Here is a 17,544-nt window from a genome sequence, read left to right as displayed (position 1 = left end):
ATTGACAGATGAACCAGCCAAGCATGGAAAAAGACACTCTCAGGACAACGATCGATAATGTCGCCGCCGCCTTCAGCCGCCTCAAAGGCATTCAGGAAGGTCTGGTCAGCGGCAGTTCCGATGGCAAGATCCAGTTCGATGAATGGGATTGGGAAGTGGGTGTTGGCCTTTATGGTTTCCTGCGCCGGGCACTCGCGGCCAACGACCAGAAGGCACTGGATGACCTCGTGACATGGTACGGCTGGCAGATCGACCGTGGCCTGCCGCCGCGCCAGATCAACAGTTCCGCGCCGATGCTGCCGCTCGTCATCCTGACAGAACATGTCGACCGGCCGGATTTCCGCGCGCTGGTGGAAGACTGGGCCGACTGGCTTGTGCATGAATTGCCCAAAACCGAAGATGGCGGCTTCCAGCATGTCGTCAAGGAACGGCTGAATGAGGGGGAGCTCTGGGACGACACGCTGTTCATGGCCTGTCTGTTTCTCGCCCGCGCGGGCGTTGTCTGCAAACGGCAGGACTGGATCGACGAGGCCGTCTACCAGTTCATGATCCATGCGCGCTATCTCTCCGACCCCGTCACCGGGCTCTGGTATCACGGCTGGACCTTCAACGGTCGCCACAATTTCGCGGACGCGTTTTGGGCACGCGGCAATTCATGGATCACCGTCGCCATTCCCGAACTCTTTGAACTGGTACCGACACTTGCTCAGAAGGACAAACGTTTCCTCGCCAATGTGCTTTCAAGCCAGGTGCGGTCGCTGAGAAAATATCAGCGTGAAGACGGCATGTTTCATACGCTGCTCGATGACCCGACCTCACCAGTCGAGACATCGGCGACGGCCGGCATCGCCTATGGCATTCTGCGCGGCATCGAGGCCGGCATTCTCGATGAAGAGAACCGTCCGCATGCGGAACGCGCGCTGAAGGCGGTGCTCGGCAATATCGATGAGGAAGGCGTCGTTCACGGCGTCTCCGACGGCACGCCAATGGGCCACGATCTCGATTTTTACCGCCGCATCCCCAACCTGCCCACGCCCTACGGGCAGGCACTGACGATGCTGCTTCTGATCGACGTTTTTCTGAAAAGGCCAAAGACATCGTGAGCATCATGAACATCAGTCAGGACATCACAGTTGCGGCCAGTGGCCTCGATGCCACGGCGACCGTCCAGCAGGCTATCGACGCCGTATCATCAGCAGGTGGCGGGCGCGTATCTCTTTCGGCCGGACGACATGTCAGCGCCGGTCTCCAGCTCAAAAGCGGCGTGGAACTGCACCTTGCAGCAGACGCGGTACTCGCCCCCGTTTCCGATTACGACGCTTATGCACTGACCCGGGTTTCGGTGATTGCCGAAGACTCCGATCGCGGCATGATTATCGCCAAGGGCGCGCACGACATCGCCGTCACGGGCCCGGGCCGTATCGAGGCCGGCGGTGAAAACTTCATCATTGGCGATGACACGGCCATGGGAACCCATATCCCGGCGAAAAAGCGCCCGCGCGTGATGGTGCTGGAAGCCTGCCGTAATGTGCGCCTCGAAAACCTGCACGTCAGTGGCTCCCCCATGTGGACGCTGCATATGGTCAATTGCGAGGACCTTCATTTCCGCAATCTGCGCATCGAAAACGACCGCCGCCTGCCCAATACGGATGGCATCGTGCTGGATGCCTGCCGCCGCGCGCTGATCGAGGATTGCTTCATCTCGACTGCGGATGACGGCATCTGCCTCAAGACCAGTGCCGGGCCGGATGGCAAGGCAGTGGGCGTGTGCGCCAATATCGCGGTTCGCCGCTGCACCGTTTCCAGCATGAGCTGCGCGCTGAAGCTCGGCACCGAATCCTTCGGCGATTTCACTAATGTGGTGTTCGAAGACTGCAAGGTGGTGCAGTCAAATCGCGGCATGGGTCTTTTCTCCCGTGATGGCGGCGCCATGCGCAACATCCGCTTTTCACGCATCGAGGCCGAGTGCCATGAAACGCCGGGTGGTTTCTGGGGTTCTGGCGAAGCAGTGACAGTCACTGTCGTTGACCGCCGCCCCGAACGGCAGGCAGGCAGGGTGGACAATCTTGTTATCGAAGATTTGAGCGGTTCGATGGAGGGAGCGATCAACCTCGTCTCCACCTCGGCAGCCGGCATTCACAATGTCAGGCTTGCGCGCATCACGCTGGCGCAGGAGCCCGGCAAGCTCGGCACCGGCCTGCAATATGACCTGCGTCCCACCAATGCCGATATAGCGCCAAGCGCCGATGCGGCCGGCCGCGCCAATGCCTGGACGCAGGATGCTGAGGGCCGGATCGTCGGTATGGAGGATTATCCAGGCGGCATGCCCGCGATCTACCTTAAGGGCGCTCACGGTTTTTCGGCTGATGATGTCGCCATCAAAAGAGCAATGCCCTTGCCCGAGGGTTGGAACAGCCAGGAGATCGTCGCGACGGCGAGCTCGGTTGAAGGGAGCAGGTGATGGGAAGTCTGAAACTCGAAAACCTCAACAAGGCGTTCGGCGCCGTTCACGTCCTGCATGATATCGATCTCCAGATCGAAAACGGCGAATTCGTCGTTTTCGTCGGCCCGTCGGGCTGCGGAAAATCGACGCTGCTGCGCATCATCGCCGGTCTTGAGGACGTCACATCAGGCAGCATCGCCATCGGAAATCGCGATGTCAGCGCACTGTCGCCGGCAGAACGCAAGATCGCCATGGTCTTCCAGTCCTATGCGCTTTATCCGCATATGAGCGTGCGCAAGAACCTCGCCTTCGGCCTGGAAAACCTGCGCTTCAAGCGGTCGGAAATCGAAAACCGCATCAACGAGGCGGCGCGGATGCTTGCCATCGAGCCCTATCTCGACCGCAAGCCGAAACAGCTTTCCGGCGGCCAGCGCCAGCGCGTCGCCATCGGCCGCGCCATCGTGCGCGAACCTGACATCTTCCTGTTCGACGAGCCGCTGTCGAACCTCGATGCGGCACTGCGCGTGCAGACGCGCGCAGAAATCACCCGGCTGCACCGCGATATCAAGACAACGATGATCTATGTCACCCACGATCAGGTGGAAGCCATGACCATGGCCGACAAGATCGTGGTGCTGCGCGCCGGGCGCATCGAACAGGTGGGCAGCCCGCTTGAGCTTTTCGATAATCCGCGCAACCTCTTCGTTGCCGGTTTCCTCGGTTCGCCGCGCATGAACATGCTGAAGGGCACCATCATCAAGCGCGACGACGGCACCATTTCCATCGATGCCGGCTATGGCGTGTCGCTTCCCTGCCTCGTCGATCCGGCAACCGTCAGCCCCGGACAGGCGGTTCTGGCGGGCATCCGACCCTCGCATTTCACCATCGCGGATGCCGGCCTGCCCTTCGAGGTGCAATACCACGAAAGCCTCGGCACCGAGACCTATCTCTACGGCAATATCAAGGGTGAGAAGGACCAGATCATCGTGCATCAGGCCGGCCATTTCGCGCCAGCCTCCGGCGCGGTGCTGAAGGTCATGCCAGCACGGGAGAAGGTTCATGTCTTTGATCCCGCCACCGAACTGGCGCTGCCGCGCCTAACGGGCGAAGGGAGAGGGTAGCATGGCCAATCCGACCCTTGCGAGACTGTCCGACCGCGCGCTTGACGCCGTTATGGCGATTGCCGAGGTGCCGCTCAACTTCATCGAGCGGCTGATCGGCAAAAGGCGCATGCCCTATATCTTCCTGATGCCGAACCTCGTTCTTTTTGGCATCTTCACCTTCCTGCCGATTGCGATTGCCGTCGGTTATGCCTTCACCGGCGGCACCGAACTTTTGATCACCGACCGCCCCTTTGTCGGTTTGGAGAATTTCGGCAAGCTGCTGGATTGCCAGAGCTATATGGACCCGGGAAGCTGCCGGGAATCGCTGTTCTGGACGGCAATCTGGAACACGCTGTGGTTTGTCGGTTTCAATGTCATCGCCACGTTGCTGGTCGCGCTCATAACCGCCCTCATCCTCAACAGGGCGATAGCCGCGCGCGGTTTCTTCCGCGCCATGTTCTTTTATCCCGTCCTGCTGTCGCCCGTCGTCATCGGCCTCATCTGGAAATGGTTTCTGGACCGCAACGGCCTGCTCAACGCCTTCTTCCAGATGCTGGGCGTGCCGCCGGAAATCTTCCTGCTTGATGTCGGCTGGTCGCGCTTTTTCGTGGTGGTCGTTTCGGTCTGGTTCCACATGGGCTTTTATACGCTGATCCTGCTCGCCGGCCTTCAGGCCATCCCGAAGGATCTCTACGAAGCCGCCGCCATCGATGCCGCCTCGCCCCGGCGCACGCTTTTGCGCATCACCCTGCCACTTCTCGGCCCCAACCTGCTCGTCGTGCTCATCCTGTTGATGATCCGCTCGGTGCAGATATTTGATGAAGCCTGGGTTTTGACGAATGGCGGCGGGCCAGGCACGGCCAATACATTCGTGGTGCAATATATCTATCAAATGGCCTTCGGCAGCGATCTCAGGCTGTTTGGCCTTGCCTCCGCCGCGTCGGTGCTGATGGGCCTTGTGCTTCTCGCACTGACGCTCGTGCAGCTGCGCCTTGGCAAAAAGATGGAGTCCTGACCATGTCCAATGCCGTCTCTTTCCTCACGCGCACCCGCTGTCCCGGCCGGATCGGCCTCACCGATATCCTCTCCTGGGTCTGGCTCATCGGCGGCACACTCGCCGTCCTCATCCCGGTTGTCTGGGCCGCCATGTCGTCGCTGAAACCGGAGGCTGAAATCACGCGGTTTCCGCCAAGCCTCCTGCCGCGCGCTGCCGTGCAAGTGGAGGTTCAGGGCTACGACAGGCCGCTCAGCCTGTGGAAGGCCACCATCGACGGCGCAGAGCGTGAGATGGCCATGGTCCGCCGCATCGGCCTCAAAGCTCAGATGGTGGACCCAGCCAATCCGGGCCCGCCAATCAGTGTCGACACACGGGAAATAACGCCAGTTCAGAAGCTGACCATCGCGACGGAGAACTTCACCGATCCCCTGACACAGTTCAGCTTCCTGACCTTCCTCAAGAACTCGGTCTTCGTCACCGTCGTCGCAACGGTCCTGACGCTGATCGTCAACGCCATGGCAGCCTTTGCGCTCTCCAAATACCGTTTCCGTGGCGAAAAGGCGATCTTCGTGCTGATCATCTCCACCCTGATGATCCCGCTCACCGTCGTCATGGTGCCGGCCTATCTCGTCATCGTCGGTGTCGGTCTCGTCGATAATCTCTGGGGTGTCATCATTCCCACCGTCGCAACGCCGACAGGCGTCTTTCTGCTCCGGCAATATATGCTGACCATCCCCGATGAGCTGATCGAGGCGGCGCGCGTCGATGCCGCCAGCGAATTCCGCATCTTCTGGCGCATCATCCTGCCGCTGACGGCCCCGGCGCTCGCGGTTCTCGCCATATTCTCGGTTTTGTGGCGCTGGAACGACTTCCTCTGGCCGCTAATCGTTCTCAGCAGCCGTGAGAATTTCACGCTGCAGGTGGGGTTGAACGCCTTTCAGGGCGAGTTCTCGGTGCAATGGCACTATATCCTCGCCATGACCTTCCTCAGCCTGGCACCCGTCACGGTCGTGTTCCTGTTCCTGCAGCGCTACATCACAACAGGCATCGCCGGAACGGGAATGAAATAGGCTTCGCAGACATTAGCGCCGAACGCCACAGAAAGAAAAAGGGAGATGTTGTTTGCAACATCTCCCTTCGTTCATTTGGTGACGCGATGATCAGTCGTCGGAGCCCATCGCATCGTAAGGGTCGCGCTCGCCGGCGATGATGGCGCGCTTGCCGACATGGTTGGCAGGTCCGACGATGCCTTCCTGCTCCATTCGCTCCACCAGCGAGGCGGCGCGGTTATAGCCCACCGAAAGGCGGCGCTGGATATAGGAGGTCGAGCACTTCTTGTCGCGCATCACGATTTTGACGGCCTTTTCATAGAGGTCATCGCTGTCGTCGTCGCCCATCGAGGTCTTGTCGAAGACAGCCGTATCCTCTTCCGCCTCTTCTTCCGCTTCCTCGGCATCTTCCGTGACCGTGCCCAGATATTCCGGACGACCCTGCGTCTTCAGATGCGCCACGACCTTTTCAACTTCCTCGTCGGACACGAAGGGGCCGTGAACACGGGCGATGCGGCCACCGCCCATCATGTGCAGCATGTCGCCCTGGCCGAGCAGATGCTCCGCCCCCTGCTCACCAAGGATCGTGCGGCTGTCGATCTTCGAGGTGACCTGGAATGAGATGCGGGTGGGGAAATTGGCCTTGATAGTGCCCGTGATGACATCGACCGAGGGACGCTGGGTTGCCATGATGAGATGGATGCCGGCGGCGCGCGCCATCTGCGCCAGACGCTGGATCGCACCTTCGATCTCCTTGCCGGCGACCATCATCAGGTCGGCCATTTCATCGACGATGACAACGATATAAGGCATCGCCGTCAGGTCCATTTCCTCCTGCTCATAGACCGCTTCGCCGGTGGCGCGATCGAAGCCGGTCTGCACATTGCAGAACACCGTCTCGCCCTTGGCACGGGCAGCAGCGGCCCTTGCATTGTAACCATCAATATTGCGCACGCCGAGACGCGACATCTTGCGGTAGCGGTCTTCCATTTCACGCACCGCCCACTTCAACGCCATCACCGCCTTTTTCGGATCGGTGACGACAGGCGTCAGGAGATGCGGAATACCGTCATAGACCGAGAGCTCGAGCATCTTCGGGTCGACCATGATCAGGCGGCATTCTTCCGGCTTCAGGCGGTAGAGCAGCGACAGAATCATGGTGTTGATGGCGACGGACTTGCCCGAACCGGTGGTACCGGCGACCAGAAGGTGCGGCATCTTCGCAAGTTCGGCGATAACCGGTTCGCCGCCGATGGTCTTGCCGAGGCAAAGGGCAAGCTTCTGGCGTGTCTCGGCGTAATCCTGCGCCTCGATCAGTTCGCGCAGGTAAACCGTCTCGCGCACCGGGTTCGGCAGCTCGATGCCGATGACATTGCGGCCGGGCACGACCGCAACGCGAGCCGAGAGCGCCGACATGGAGCGCGCGATATCGTCAGAGAGACCGATGACACGCGAGGACTTGACGCCAGGGGCGGGCTCGAATTCATAGAGCGTGACGACAGGACCAGGACGGACATCGATGATCTCACCCTTGATGCCGAAATCCTCCAGCACGCTTTCGAGTAGACCGGCGCTCTGTTCCAGGGCTTCCGGTGTCATGGTCGTGGTCTGCTGGACGCGGGCTTCCTGCAGGAGGTCAATCGAAGGATACTCATATTCCCCATCGGCGAAGACAGGTGCTTCACGGAACATGGGCTGAGAAGACTGGATAGGCGCTCGCGGCGTAAAACGCGGCTCGGCAACGATCCTTTCCGCCGGCTGAACCTGCTCTGCAAGCTGCTGCGGCGCGACAACCATGGCAGCTTCCGCTATCAGCTGCGACGCGAACTCCTGTTCGGGAGCCACGCCGGCGGCTGGAATGAATGTCTGCCGTACGCCAATTTCCCGATAGAGCCGGATGGCGGAGCCGCCGGGTACGGTGACGACAGGTGGCTCGGCCGAAAGGACAACCGGGGCGGCTGCGGGCGAGACGGGAGCGACAGCCACTGCGGATGAAGGCGCTGTCAGAACGGTGTTTACAGGCGCCGGAGCTGCGGGCGCCGAAACGGAAAATGCGCTCCGCACCTGGGCGGTAAGAGCTTCAGCCGCATCGCCGGGCAGATCAAGCGTCATCACTTCCCAGAACAGCTCATCCGGCAGATGGGCGGCAAAGGCGGGAATGGAAGCCTGCGTCTCAGCTTCCGGCTGCGCGGCAGGTTGCGGCTCAAACGTCTGCGGCGCTGCGGGTTCCGCATCGGGCGCGGCAGACGTCGATGAAGATGGATCCCGCACGGCTGCGGCTGCCTCTTCCGCCTGTTTACGGGCAAGCTCCAGCCGCAATTTGTAAGTCAAGGCGCGAGCACCGCGGGCGTCGGGCGGCTGCGGCAGAAACGGCATGCGCGGCGGCGCCATGCGTTGCTCGGCCGGCTTCTCGGCGGGCTGGGGTGCCGGCGCATCCTGGCGAGCAGCCGTCTCGGGCTCTGCGGCAGCCGGTACGGAGGCAGCGGGCGCCTCCTCGTCCGGGATATTCGGCGTCTCCACCGGCATACGCCGGTTAAAGACGCTCTCCGGCGTGCGGGTAAAGCGGACATTCGGGCCAAGCACGAAGGCATTCTGCCAGCCGGGCATCTCGGCGCGGCCTTCGATGGCATCGGCTGCGATCACGTCAGCATTCTGCCGCGGCGCTGCACCTGCAGCCGTCACGATCGTCCGCTGCCCCGCAGGCGTCTGGACACCGGCATGACGGGCATTTTCGCTCCCCTCCCCTACGCTATTGGACGAATTCTGAAATCTGGATCGGGAGAAGCTCATGGCAGCGTGCACACTCATCATAAACGTACATATTTCGGTCTCCTTGAAATAAAAAATAAAGGTTAATTACCCCTTTCCAAACGGGGTCGTACCGACGGATTTTCAACCGCTCCACAGGTTCGCAGCGCCATCCGCTGCCTCGCAAAACACATATCAAACGATTGGTTTCATTTGGTTATGTCGAGTTTTCCGCCGTGAATTCGCCGCTGATGGCGGACTGGAGAACCGAATTTTCCGAGACGGGGCATATTGTTTCCGCAAAGCTCTCCGCAACGTAAAATCATTGCTGTAAAGGGCGCGAATTAACGTGGACACTGCCGAGGTTGCAGCCTTAAGATCGGCACGCCGCGGGCCAAGCGGAAAAGCCCGCCTCGCCCTCATTCCGGAGTGAAATTCATGTCGCCTGTCCAGCTTTCCCGCCGCTCGCTTCTCAAGACCTCGCTCGCGCTGGCCGCAACCACAGGATTGGCGGGAATTACCGTCGCACAGGAGAAATCCGGCGGGCGACTGATCGTCGCGGCCGATTCGGAACCGAAAAACCTCAATCCGGCCATCGTTGCCTCCAACGGCGTGTTTTACATCGCCAGCAAGATCGTCGAGCCCCTGGCCGAGGCCTCCTTTAACGGCACCGACGGGCTGGAGCCGCGACTTGCGACGGAATGGCAGGGAGCCGATGACGGGCTCAGCGCCACCTTCAAGCTGCGCGAGGGTGTGACATGGCATGACGGCAAGCCATTCACCTCGGCGGACGTTGCGTTTTCGGCGCTTTCCGTCTGGAAACCGCTGCAAAATCTCGGGCGGCTGGTCTTTGCCAATCTCCAGACGGTGGAAACGCCTGATGACCACACGGCAATTTTCCGCTTTTCCAAACCCACGCCGTTCCAGCTCATCCGCAATGCGCTGCCGGTGGTTACCAGCGTCGTGCCGAAACACCTCTATGAGGGTACCGACATCGCCACAAATCCGGCCAATACCAAACCGGTGGGCACCGGGCCTTTTGTCTTTTCCGAATATAAACCCGGCGAATATTACCGCCTGACGAGGAACCCGAACTATTGGGGCAAGGGTCAGCCGCAGCTCGAGGAAATTATCTATCGCGTCCTTCCCGACCGGGCCGGCGCGGCCTCTGCGCTGGAAGCTGAAGAAATCCAGCTGGCCGCCTTTTCAGCCGTGCCGCTCGCCGATCTTGCCCGCATCGCCAAGGAGCCCGGCATAAAGGTTATTGCGGATGGCTATGAGGCACTGACCTATCAGCTGGTGGTGGAAATCAACCATCGCCGCAAGGAACTGGCGGATCTCAAGGTCAGAAAGGCGATCGCGCACGCCATCGACAGGAAATTCGTCATCGACAAGGTCTTTCTCGGTTACGCCACTGCATCGACCGGCCCCGTACCGAAGAATGCGCCGGAATTTTACACGAATGACGTTGAGACCTATGATTTCGACGTCGCCAAGGCCAACGCTCTCCTGGATGAGGCGGGTTATCCGCGTGGTGCGAATGGAACACGTTTTTCGCTGAAGCTTCTGCCCGCGCCCTACTTCAATGAGACCCGCCAGTTCGGTTCTTATCTGCGGCAGGCGCTTCAGGAAATCGGGATTGATGCAGAACTGGTGAACAATGACGCCGCGGCGCACCAGAAGGCCGTTTACACCGACCACGCCTTCGATCTCGCCATCGCGCCGCCGGTGTTCCGCGGTGATCCCGCAATATCGACCACGATTCTCGTCCGTTCCGGCATTCCGGCCGGCGTCGGCTTCTCCAATCAGGGCGGCTACGAGAACAAGACGCTGGACGAATTGATCGACAAGGCGGCGATAACAGTGGATGCCGCCGCGCGCACGGCGCTTTACAAGGACTTCCAGAAACAGGTCGCGGCCGATCTGCCGCTGATCAACGTCGCCGAGTGGGGTTTCATCACTGTGGCGCGCGATACGGTCAAACATGTCGCCAGTAATCCTCGGTGGGCGGTGTCCAACTGGGCGGATACGGCGGTGGATACCTGAGGCAACGCCGTGAGACGTGCGGCGAAATTGCTGCGGCGAAGGGCATTCACCGCCATTCCGGTGCTGCTGATCGTGCTCGTCTTCACCTTCCTGCTGCTTGAAAACGCATCGGGTGACGCGGTCGACGCCTATCTCGTTTCCATCGGCGGCGGCGATGCCGGTCTGCGCGATGCGCTGCGCGAACAATATGGTCTGAACGGCTCCGTGCTGGCCCGTTTCTGGCTCTATGCGAGTTCGGTGCTGCGGCTTGATCTCGGCTGGTCGCTTGCCTTTGACCGGCCTGTGCTGGGGCTGATCCTGGAAAGGCTGCCGAACACGCTTCTTCTGATGGGCAGTGCGACAACGCTCGCCTTCATCCTCGGCACAGCACTCGGCATCGTGGCGGGCGCGCGTCCGGGCGGGGCGACAGACCGCGCGCTTTCCACACTCTCACTCGCGCTTTACGCCACGCCCGGCTTCTGGCTTGGGCTCGTGCTCGCCATCGTCTTTGCGGTGAAATTCAGATGGCTGCCTACCTCCGGCATCGAGACCATCGCTTCGGGCAAGCACGGCATGGCGAGGGCGGTTGATATCGGCCGCCATCTCGTGCTGCCGGTCGCCAGTCTTGGGCTGATCTATCTTGCGCTTTTCCTGCGCGTGATGCGCACCGCCATGGCGGCGATCTGGCCATTGGATTTCGTGCTCTTTGCCCAGTCCAAGGGGCTTTCAAAACGACGGATCGTGCTACGCCACGTCGCCCGCAACGCCGCCCTGCCGCTTGTCACCGTGCTTGGCCTGCAGGCGGCAACCATGCTGGGCGGCAGTGTGGTCATCGAAAGCGTTTTTGCCATTCCCGGTTTTGGCCGGCTGGCGCAGGAGGCCGTCACTGGCCGAGACGCCCCGTTGTTGATGGGCATCATCCTGACTAGCGCGGTTTTTGTCATCCTCGTCAACCTCTCCGTCGACATTGTCCATTCCGTGCTCGATCCGCGCATTGGCAGCGGGGAACAAGGCGCATGAGTTTCGCTTTCCGGCTCCTGCGCAGTTTCGAAGGCATGACGGGAACCGTCATACTGGTGCTGCTTTCCCTGACGGCGCTTGCCGCACCCGCCGTCTTTCCAGGTGACCCGCTGGCTATCGTTGGCGAACCGCTGATTACGCCTTTTACGGATGCGGCCCTACCGCTCGGCACCGATCGGCTGGGCCGCAACGTGCTTGCCGAGCTCGCCCATGGTGCGCAGGCCTCCCTGCTCGTCGGCATAGGCGCCGCCGCAGCCGCGCTGATTATCGGTACCGTCATCGGCACCATTGCCGGATTTGCCGGCGGCGTGGTGGACGAAGCATTGATGCGCGTCACCGACGCCTTCCAGATCGTCCCGAACTTCCTGCTAGCGCTCGCCTTCGTCAGTACAATCGGCCCCTCCATGCCGATTGTCATACTCGCCATTGCGCTTGGCGCATGGGCGGATCCGGCGCGGTTGATGCGGGCGCAGGTCTTGAGCATCCGCGAGCGCGATTATGTTCAGTCCGCCCGCGCCATCGGCATGCACCCGCTTGAGATCGCATTCAGGCAGATCCTGCCAAATGCCCTGCCGCCGGTCATGGCGCTTGCCGCCATCATCGTCGCCGCGGCCATTTTGACCGAAGCCGCCCTATCCTTCCTCGGGCTCGGCGATCCCAATATCGTCACCTGGGGTTCGATGATCGCAGAAGGACGCAATGTCCTTCGCTCGGCCGCGTTTCTGTCGGTCATTCCCGGCATCGGCCTTCTGGTTACGGTTCTCGGCGTTTATCTTCTTGGTGAAGGCATCAACAAGGCGATGGCGACAGGGAGGCGAGCGCCATGAGCGGAAATGCACTGTGCCGGATCGACGACCTCAGCGTTTGGTATGCGGCAAGTGATGCGCCGGCATTGCAGAATGTCTCGCTGACGATCCGGCAAGGCCAGAGGCTGGCGATCATCGGCGAAAGCGGCTCGGGGAAATCGACGCTCGGCAAGGCGATTGCGGGGCTTCTTCCCGGACATGCGAAGGTTTCCGGTGATATTTCGTGGAGCCGCGACAGCCTGTTCCACGGCAGGCCGCTGCCAGGGCGGGATATCGGCACGATCTTTCAGGACACCGGCGCAACGCTGAATCCGGTTCTCACCATCGGCGAACAGGTGGCGGAAGGGGCTGTCCGGCATCAAGGCCTCTCATGGCGGCAAGCGCGCGATCTTGCCCGCGATCTTCTGGAGCGGGTTCGGCTGCCGCACCCTTCCCACCTCATCCGGGCCTATCCGCACCAGCTCTCCGGCGGCCAGAGGCAACGCGTGACGATTGCCGCCGCCATTGCAGCCAGTCCTTCAATCCTGATTGCCGATGAAGCCACGAGCGCGCTCGATACGGTTAGCCAGGCCGCCATCGCCACGCTGCTCGACGATCTGGTGCGGCAGGAAAACAAGACGCTGGTCTTCATCACCCATGATATCGGCCTTGCGTCCAGCCTTGCCGACGAGATTGCGGTTCTGCGCTCGGGATTGCTGGTGGAACATGGTCCGACGAGGCGGGTGCTGTCCGCACCCGTCCATGACTATACGCGTGCGCTGCTTGCCGATTATCTCGATCTGTCCACGCCGCCGCTGGTCAGCGAGGCCGCGTCATGAACGATGCCCTGCTCACCCTCGACGGCTTGTCCAAGACCTACCGCAGCGGCGCAAGAAGGGTGGCGGCGCTTTCCGACATCTCTTTTTCGCTTCAGCCCGGTGAGACGCTGGGACTTGCCGGTCCCTCCGGCTGCGGAAAATCCACGCTTGCGCGCATTCTCATGCGATTGATTCCGGCCGACGAAGGCACGATCCTTTTCAGGGGCCACAATTGGCTGACACTGGACGGCGGCAAGCTTCGCGCCGCCCGCCAGCACATGCAGATGGTGTTTCAGGATACACATGGCGCTTTCAATCCACACGCCAGCGTCGAAGATGCCATCGGCGAACCGTTGCGCATTCATCGCACGGTCGCAAGACGCGAGCGTGCGGCGGAAATCCGCCGCCTTCTCGACCGCGTTGGACTGCCCGCCAGCTATGCCGGCCGCTCGGTCTTCGAGCTTTCCGGCGGCCAAAGGCAGCGCGTCTCGATCGCACGGGCGATTGCGCTCAAGCCGTCGCTTCTCATCCTGGACGAAGCCGTCTCCGCGCTCGATGTTTCGGTTCGCCGGCAAATCCTTGAACTGCTGGTGGAAATACAGCGCGAGACGGCTGTTTCCTGTATTTTCGTCTCCCATGATCTCGCGGTCATTCGCGCCGTCTGCCACCGCGTCGCCATCATGGAAGCAGGAAGGATCGTTGAAATCGGCCGGACAGGAAATATCGTCTCGGCGCCGCAATCCTCGACCGCCAGAACCCTGATCGACGCCGCACCGCGCCTGACCATCACCACGTAAGGAAAAGACATGCACGCTCCGGATTATGCATTGCTGCTCGACCCACCCGCTTTTCCTGCCGAGCGTTATGCTGCCCTTGCCGACCGGCTGGCCGCGCTGATGAGCACAAGCAACGACGTGCTGCTGATACAGGCGGAAGCCGTGCTGGCGCTCGAAGCCGCAGCCACCAGCCTTGCGCGACCGGGCCTGAAAGCGCTCAACATTGTCACCAGCCCTTATGGTACGTGGTTTGGCGGCTGGCTGGAAAAGGGCGGCGCGACCGTGCGCAATCTGGTCGCCAGCCCGGCAAGGCCAGTCACCCTGGAGGAAGTGGAACGGGCGCTGGACGAAGGGCCGGATTTCGACCTTCTCGCCATCGTCCACGCGGAATCGGCAAGCGGCATCCTCAACCCCCTGCCCGCCATCGCCGCGCTCGCCCGGGAACGGGGCATCGTGACCCTTGTGGATGCCGTCGCGTCCATTGGCGGACATGCTTTCGACGTCGACCGTTTAGGTATCGATATCGCCGTCATCGGCCCGCAAAAGGCGCTGGCCGGCCCGGCCGGCATTTCCGCCATTTCCGTCAGCGAAAGGGCCTGGACGCTTCTTTCGCATGACGGCGCTCCTGACAACTCCATGCTCTCGCTTATGGACCAGAAGAAACTCTGGCTCGATACCGGCCGCGGCGCACTGCCCGGAACGCCCGCCCCGTTGGAGTTTTACGCGCTGGAGGCCGCCCTCGACAGGATCGAGTCAGAAGGGCTGGCATCCGCCAATCGACGCCACAAAACGGCAGCGGCGGCCACTCGAAACGGCCTCAGGGCGCTTGGCATTCCAACCTGGGTGGAAGAGGCGCACGCTTCCGCCCTCGTTTCCACGGCGATCCTGCCGGATACCCTCGAAGCCAGGGCATTCCTCGCGGCTGCGTCCCAGAAGCAAGGCGCGGACATTTCCGGTGGCGTCGGCCCCGGCGCGGAACGGTTGATCAGGCTTAATCACACCGGTCGGAGAGCGCATCGGGATGCCGTGAAAGCCAATATCCTGGCCTTCTCCGGCGCCCTGAAAAGCCTCGGCCACGCTGCAAATACCGATTTCGCGCTGGAAGCCGCAGAAAAAACCTATTTAGACGCACCTGCGGATGGCGTTTAACGGTGTCGAAGAACATTCATTGCGCAAAATCCGCTCGCGATGGAACGCCGCTCACGACATTGTTGTTAAAAATGGTAGACAAATTCCTCCGCCAATCTTGACGAAATCATGGCAACGCGCGAAACTTAACGCTACGTTAACTCGCGTGAAGAAGGGAAACGGCCATGGTAGCAGGGTTCAACATGCTCTCCTTTGACCTCTTTGGCATCGGCCGAAGGATGCCCGTCGTCAATGAGCGGGTGGAGACCGAGTTTCAGGACAAAACACCGCGCAGACCCGACGACGAATCGCATGATGACGATCGCGATCAGGAATATGAACTGTTTTTCTGGTCGCTTTACCCGGTGATTTGAGCGTCTGCCGCACGCTCCAAGCCATCGACATATTGACCCTCCGTGGCCTCATGATGGGGGGCGCGGGGCGCATGATAGCGTTGGTCGGTCCATAGACCTCAATATTTCTAGTTTACCGTTAAAAGAAACGAAAGCGGCCCCGAGGTTGTCCTCGGGGCCGCATAGTCTTGTGATGGCTGTTAGTGGTTGTCGCGCGGCAGGCCCTTAGTCTGGGCGATGCGCTGATACTTCACGGCAGGTTCCAGGACCGCGCCGGTTTCCATCTGGCTGACGATGCCGCGCTGGATTTCCTGCCATGGCGTCTGGTGGTCAGGGAACTTGTAACCGCCCTGAGCCGTCAGCGCTTCATAACGCTTGGCAAGCTCTTCTCCTGAAATCAGGATATCCGCCTTGCCGCGGCCCACATCGATGCGGACGCGGTCGCCTGTCTGCAGAACGGCAAGGCCGCCACCTGCTGCTGCTTCAGGGGAAGCATTGAGGATGGACGGGCTGCCCGAAGTGCCTGACTGACGGCCATCGCCGATGCAGGGCAGCGAGTTGACGCCTTCCTTCAGCAGATAATCCGGAGCGCGCATGTTCACGACTTCTGCCGCGCCGGGATAACCGATCGGGCCGGCACCGCGCATGAACAGGATGGTGTTGGCGTCGATCTTCAGCGACGGATCATCGATGCGGTGATGATAGTCTTCCGGACCGTCGAACACCACGGCACGTCCTTCAAAAGCTTCGGGATCGTTCGGGTTGGAAAGGTAACGGTTGCGGAACTCTTCCGAAATCACACTCGTCTTCATGATGGCGGAGGAGAACAGGTTACCGCGCAGAACGCGGAAGCCGGCGCGCTCCTTGAGCGGCTGTTCATAGGGGCGAATGACCTTTTCGTCCTCGATGATCGCGCCACGGCAGTTTTCGCCGATGGTCTTGCCGTTGACCGTCATGGCATCTTCCATGATCAGCCCCTGGGTCATCAGCTGGTTGACGACAGCAGGAACGCCGCCGGCATGGTAATAATCCTCGCCGAGATACTCACCGGCCGGCTGCAGGTTAACGAGCAGCGGTACGTCTTCACCATAGGTCTGCCAGTCATCCACTGTCAGCTCGACGCCGACGTGACGTGCAAGGCCGTTCAGGTGGATCGGCGCGTTGGTGGAGCCGCCAATCGCCGAGTTGACGCGGATGGCGTTGATGAACGCATCCTTTGTCATGATGTCCGATGGCTTCAGGTCTTCCTTGACCATTTCGACGATACGCAGACCGGTGAGGTAGGAGACTTCCTGACGATCACGGTAAGGCGCCGGGATGGCGGCGGAGCCGGGAAGCTGCATGCCCAGCGCCTCGGCAAGCGAATTCATGGTCGTCGCCGTGCCCATGGTGTTGCAATAGCCGGTCGACGGAGCCGAGGAAGCGACAAGCTTGACGAAGCCCTGATAATCGATCTCACCCTTCGCCAGCAGTTCACGCGCCTTCCAGACGATGGTGCCGGAGCCGGTGCGTTCACCGCGGAACCAGCCGTTCAGCATCGGGCCGACGGAAAGGGCGATGGCCGGAATGTTGACGGTGGCCGCCGCCATGAGACAGGCAGGCGTGGTCTTGTCACAGCCGATGGTCAGAACGACGCCGTCGAGCGGATAGCCATAAAGCACTTCCACGAGGCCGAGATAGGCGAGGTTACGGTCGAGACCTGCGGTCGGCCGCTTGCCGGTTTCCTGGATCGGGTGAACCGGAAATTCGATGGCGATGCCGCCAGCTTCACGGATACCTTCGCGCAGGCGGTTTGCCAGTTCCAGATGGTGACGGTTGCAAGGAGAAAGGTCCGAACCCGTCTGCGCGATGCCGATGATCGGGCGGTCGGACTGAAGCTCGGCCTGGCTCAGACCGAAGTTCATGTAACGCTCGAGATAAAGCGCGGTCATATCCGCATTTGCGGGGTTGTCGAACCAGGCGCGTGAGCGAAGCTTGCCTTGTGTTGCAGGCAGTTTGTCGGATGTAGTCATGATGCAGGTCTCCAGCCGGAAGTGGCCAACGGTAAAATATTACGAAATGCGACAAGCTTATGTTGTGCGCAAGGAAAATGGAATCAGCTTTCGGAGAACACGCATAACCGACAGAGCAGCGCCAGACGAGTGACCTGAAGCCGTTCTTCGGATTTAGCCGAATATTTTTCGGTATTTATGGTGATACCGGTGTCGCGCAACGGCCTCTCCCTCCCATGCCTTGCGGGAATGCGGCTACCTCTTCGGCTCCCCGCTCCGCCTTTTATAAAGTCTCATTATTTGTATTA

At 60.8% G+C, this 17,544-nt stretch carries 14 protein-coding genes; 12 read left to right on the top strand and 2 right to left on the bottom strand.

Annotation, left to right across the window (positions count from 1 at the left end):
- The first annotated feature begins 8 nt into the window (after nucleotides 1-8).
- From bglB to EYD00_RS21765, 5 genes are read left to right on the top strand one after another with little or no spacing between them, the layout of a single operon-like run.
- Nucleotides 9-1,103 (top strand): beta-galactosidase BglB, encoded by a 1,095-nt coding sequence (gene bglB, locus EYD00_RS21785; protein ID WP_034498127.1) that lies wholly within the window; start codon nucleotides 9-11, stop codon nucleotides 1,101-1,103.
- 5 nt (nucleotides 1,104-1,108) lie between these two features.
- Nucleotides 1,109-2,461, top strand: coding sequence for a polygalacturonase PglB (pglB, locus tag EYD00_RS21780; protein WP_034498529.1), 1,353 nt, complete (start codon nucleotides 1,109-1,111; stop codon nucleotides 2,459-2,461).
- The gene (locus EYD00_RS21775) at nucleotides 2,461-3,564 is read left to right on the top strand and encodes an ABC transporter ATP-binding protein (protein WP_022563733.1); all 1,104 of its coding nucleotides are present in this window, start codon (nucleotides 2,461-2,463) and stop codon (nucleotides 3,562-3,564) included. The genes pglB and EYD00_RS21775 overlap by 1 nt, the downstream gene beginning before the upstream one ends.
- Nucleotide 3,565: 1 nt before the next feature.
- Entirely contained in the window at nucleotides 3,566-4,561 is a 996-nt protein-coding gene (locus EYD00_RS21770) for a carbohydrate ABC transporter permease (RefSeq protein ID WP_034498130.1), read from the top strand.
- A 2-nt stretch (nucleotides 4,562-4,563) separates the two neighbouring features.
- Nucleotides 4,564-5,613: a carbohydrate ABC transporter permease gene (locus EYD00_RS21765; RefSeq protein ID WP_034498132.1), complete on the top strand. Its 1,050-nt coding sequence runs from the start codon at nucleotides 4,564-4,566 to the stop codon at nucleotides 5,611-5,613.
- A 90-nt stretch (nucleotides 5,614-5,703) separates the two neighbouring features.
- Here the strand turns inward: EYD00_RS21765 and EYD00_RS21760 are convergent, their stop codons facing one another.
- Complete coding sequence (locus EYD00_RS21760) at nucleotides 5,704-8,403, bottom strand: DNA translocase FtsK (RefSeq protein WP_034498134.1); 2,700 nt, start codon at nucleotides 8,401-8,403, stop codon at nucleotides 5,704-5,706.
- A gap of 375 nt (nucleotides 8,404-8,778) precedes the next feature.
- On the opposite strand from EYD00_RS21760, the gene EYD00_RS21755 reads away from it, so the two are divergent.
- The 7 genes from EYD00_RS21755 (at nucleotide 8,779) to EYD00_RS26005 (ending at nucleotide 15,266) form a co-directional block, all read left to right on the top strand.
- On the top strand, nucleotides 8,779-10,386 hold the full coding sequence (locus EYD00_RS21755; protein ID WP_034498136.1) for an ABC transporter substrate-binding protein: 1,608 nt from the start codon (nucleotides 8,779-8,781) through the stop codon (nucleotides 10,384-10,386).
- Nucleotides 10,387-10,395: 9 nt separating this feature from the next.
- A complete protein-coding gene (locus tag EYD00_RS21750) occupies nucleotides 10,396-11,385 on the top strand; it encodes an ABC transporter permease (protein WP_006697258.1) in 990 nt (329 codons plus the stop codon).
- Nucleotides 11,382-12,212: an ABC transporter permease gene (locus EYD00_RS21745; protein ID WP_004438917.1), complete on the top strand. Its 831-nt coding sequence runs from the start codon at nucleotides 11,382-11,384 to the stop codon at nucleotides 12,210-12,212. The genes EYD00_RS21750 and EYD00_RS21745 overlap by 4 nt, the downstream gene beginning before the upstream one ends.
- Nucleotides 12,209-13,009, top strand: coding sequence for an ABC transporter ATP-binding protein (locus tag EYD00_RS21740; protein ID WP_034498140.1), 801 nt, complete (start codon nucleotides 12,209-12,211; stop codon nucleotides 13,007-13,009). Before EYD00_RS21745 ends, EYD00_RS21740 begins: the two co-directional genes overlap by 4 nt.
- Nucleotides 13,006-13,785, top strand: a complete 780-nt coding sequence (locus EYD00_RS21735) for an ABC transporter ATP-binding protein (RefSeq protein WP_034498143.1) — start codon at nucleotides 13,006-13,008, stop codon at nucleotides 13,783-13,785. The genes EYD00_RS21740 and EYD00_RS21735 overlap by 4 nt, the downstream gene beginning before the upstream one ends.
- A 9-nt stretch (nucleotides 13,786-13,794) precedes the next feature.
- Nucleotides 13,795-14,913 (top strand): pyridoxal-phosphate-dependent aminotransferase family protein, encoded by a 1,119-nt coding sequence (locus tag EYD00_RS21730; RefSeq protein WP_034498145.1) that lies wholly within the window; start codon nucleotides 13,795-13,797, stop codon nucleotides 14,911-14,913.
- A gap of 164 nt (nucleotides 14,914-15,077) precedes the next feature.
- A complete protein-coding gene (locus EYD00_RS26005; protein ID WP_003506556.1) occupies nucleotides 15,078-15,266 on the top strand; it encodes a hypothetical protein in 189 nt (62 codons plus the stop codon).
- A 179-nt stretch (nucleotides 15,267-15,445) separates the two neighbouring features.
- Here the strand turns inward: EYD00_RS26005 and EYD00_RS21720 are convergent, their stop codons facing one another.
- Complete coding sequence (locus EYD00_RS21720) at nucleotides 15,446-17,257, bottom strand: IlvD/Edd family dehydratase (RefSeq protein ID WP_004438887.1); 1,812 nt, start codon at nucleotides 17,255-17,257, stop codon at nucleotides 15,446-15,448.
- Nucleotides 17,258-17,544 lie beyond the last annotated feature (287 nt).

It is taken from the genome of Agrobacterium sp. 33MFTa1.1 (assembly GCF_004328495.1).
Lineage (GTDB): Bacteria > Pseudomonadota > Alphaproteobacteria > Rhizobiales > Rhizobiaceae > Agrobacterium > Agrobacterium pusense.
The sequence above is the reverse complement of the archived record's forward strand: the minus strand, read 5'-3'. Positions and strand labels throughout refer to the sequence as shown.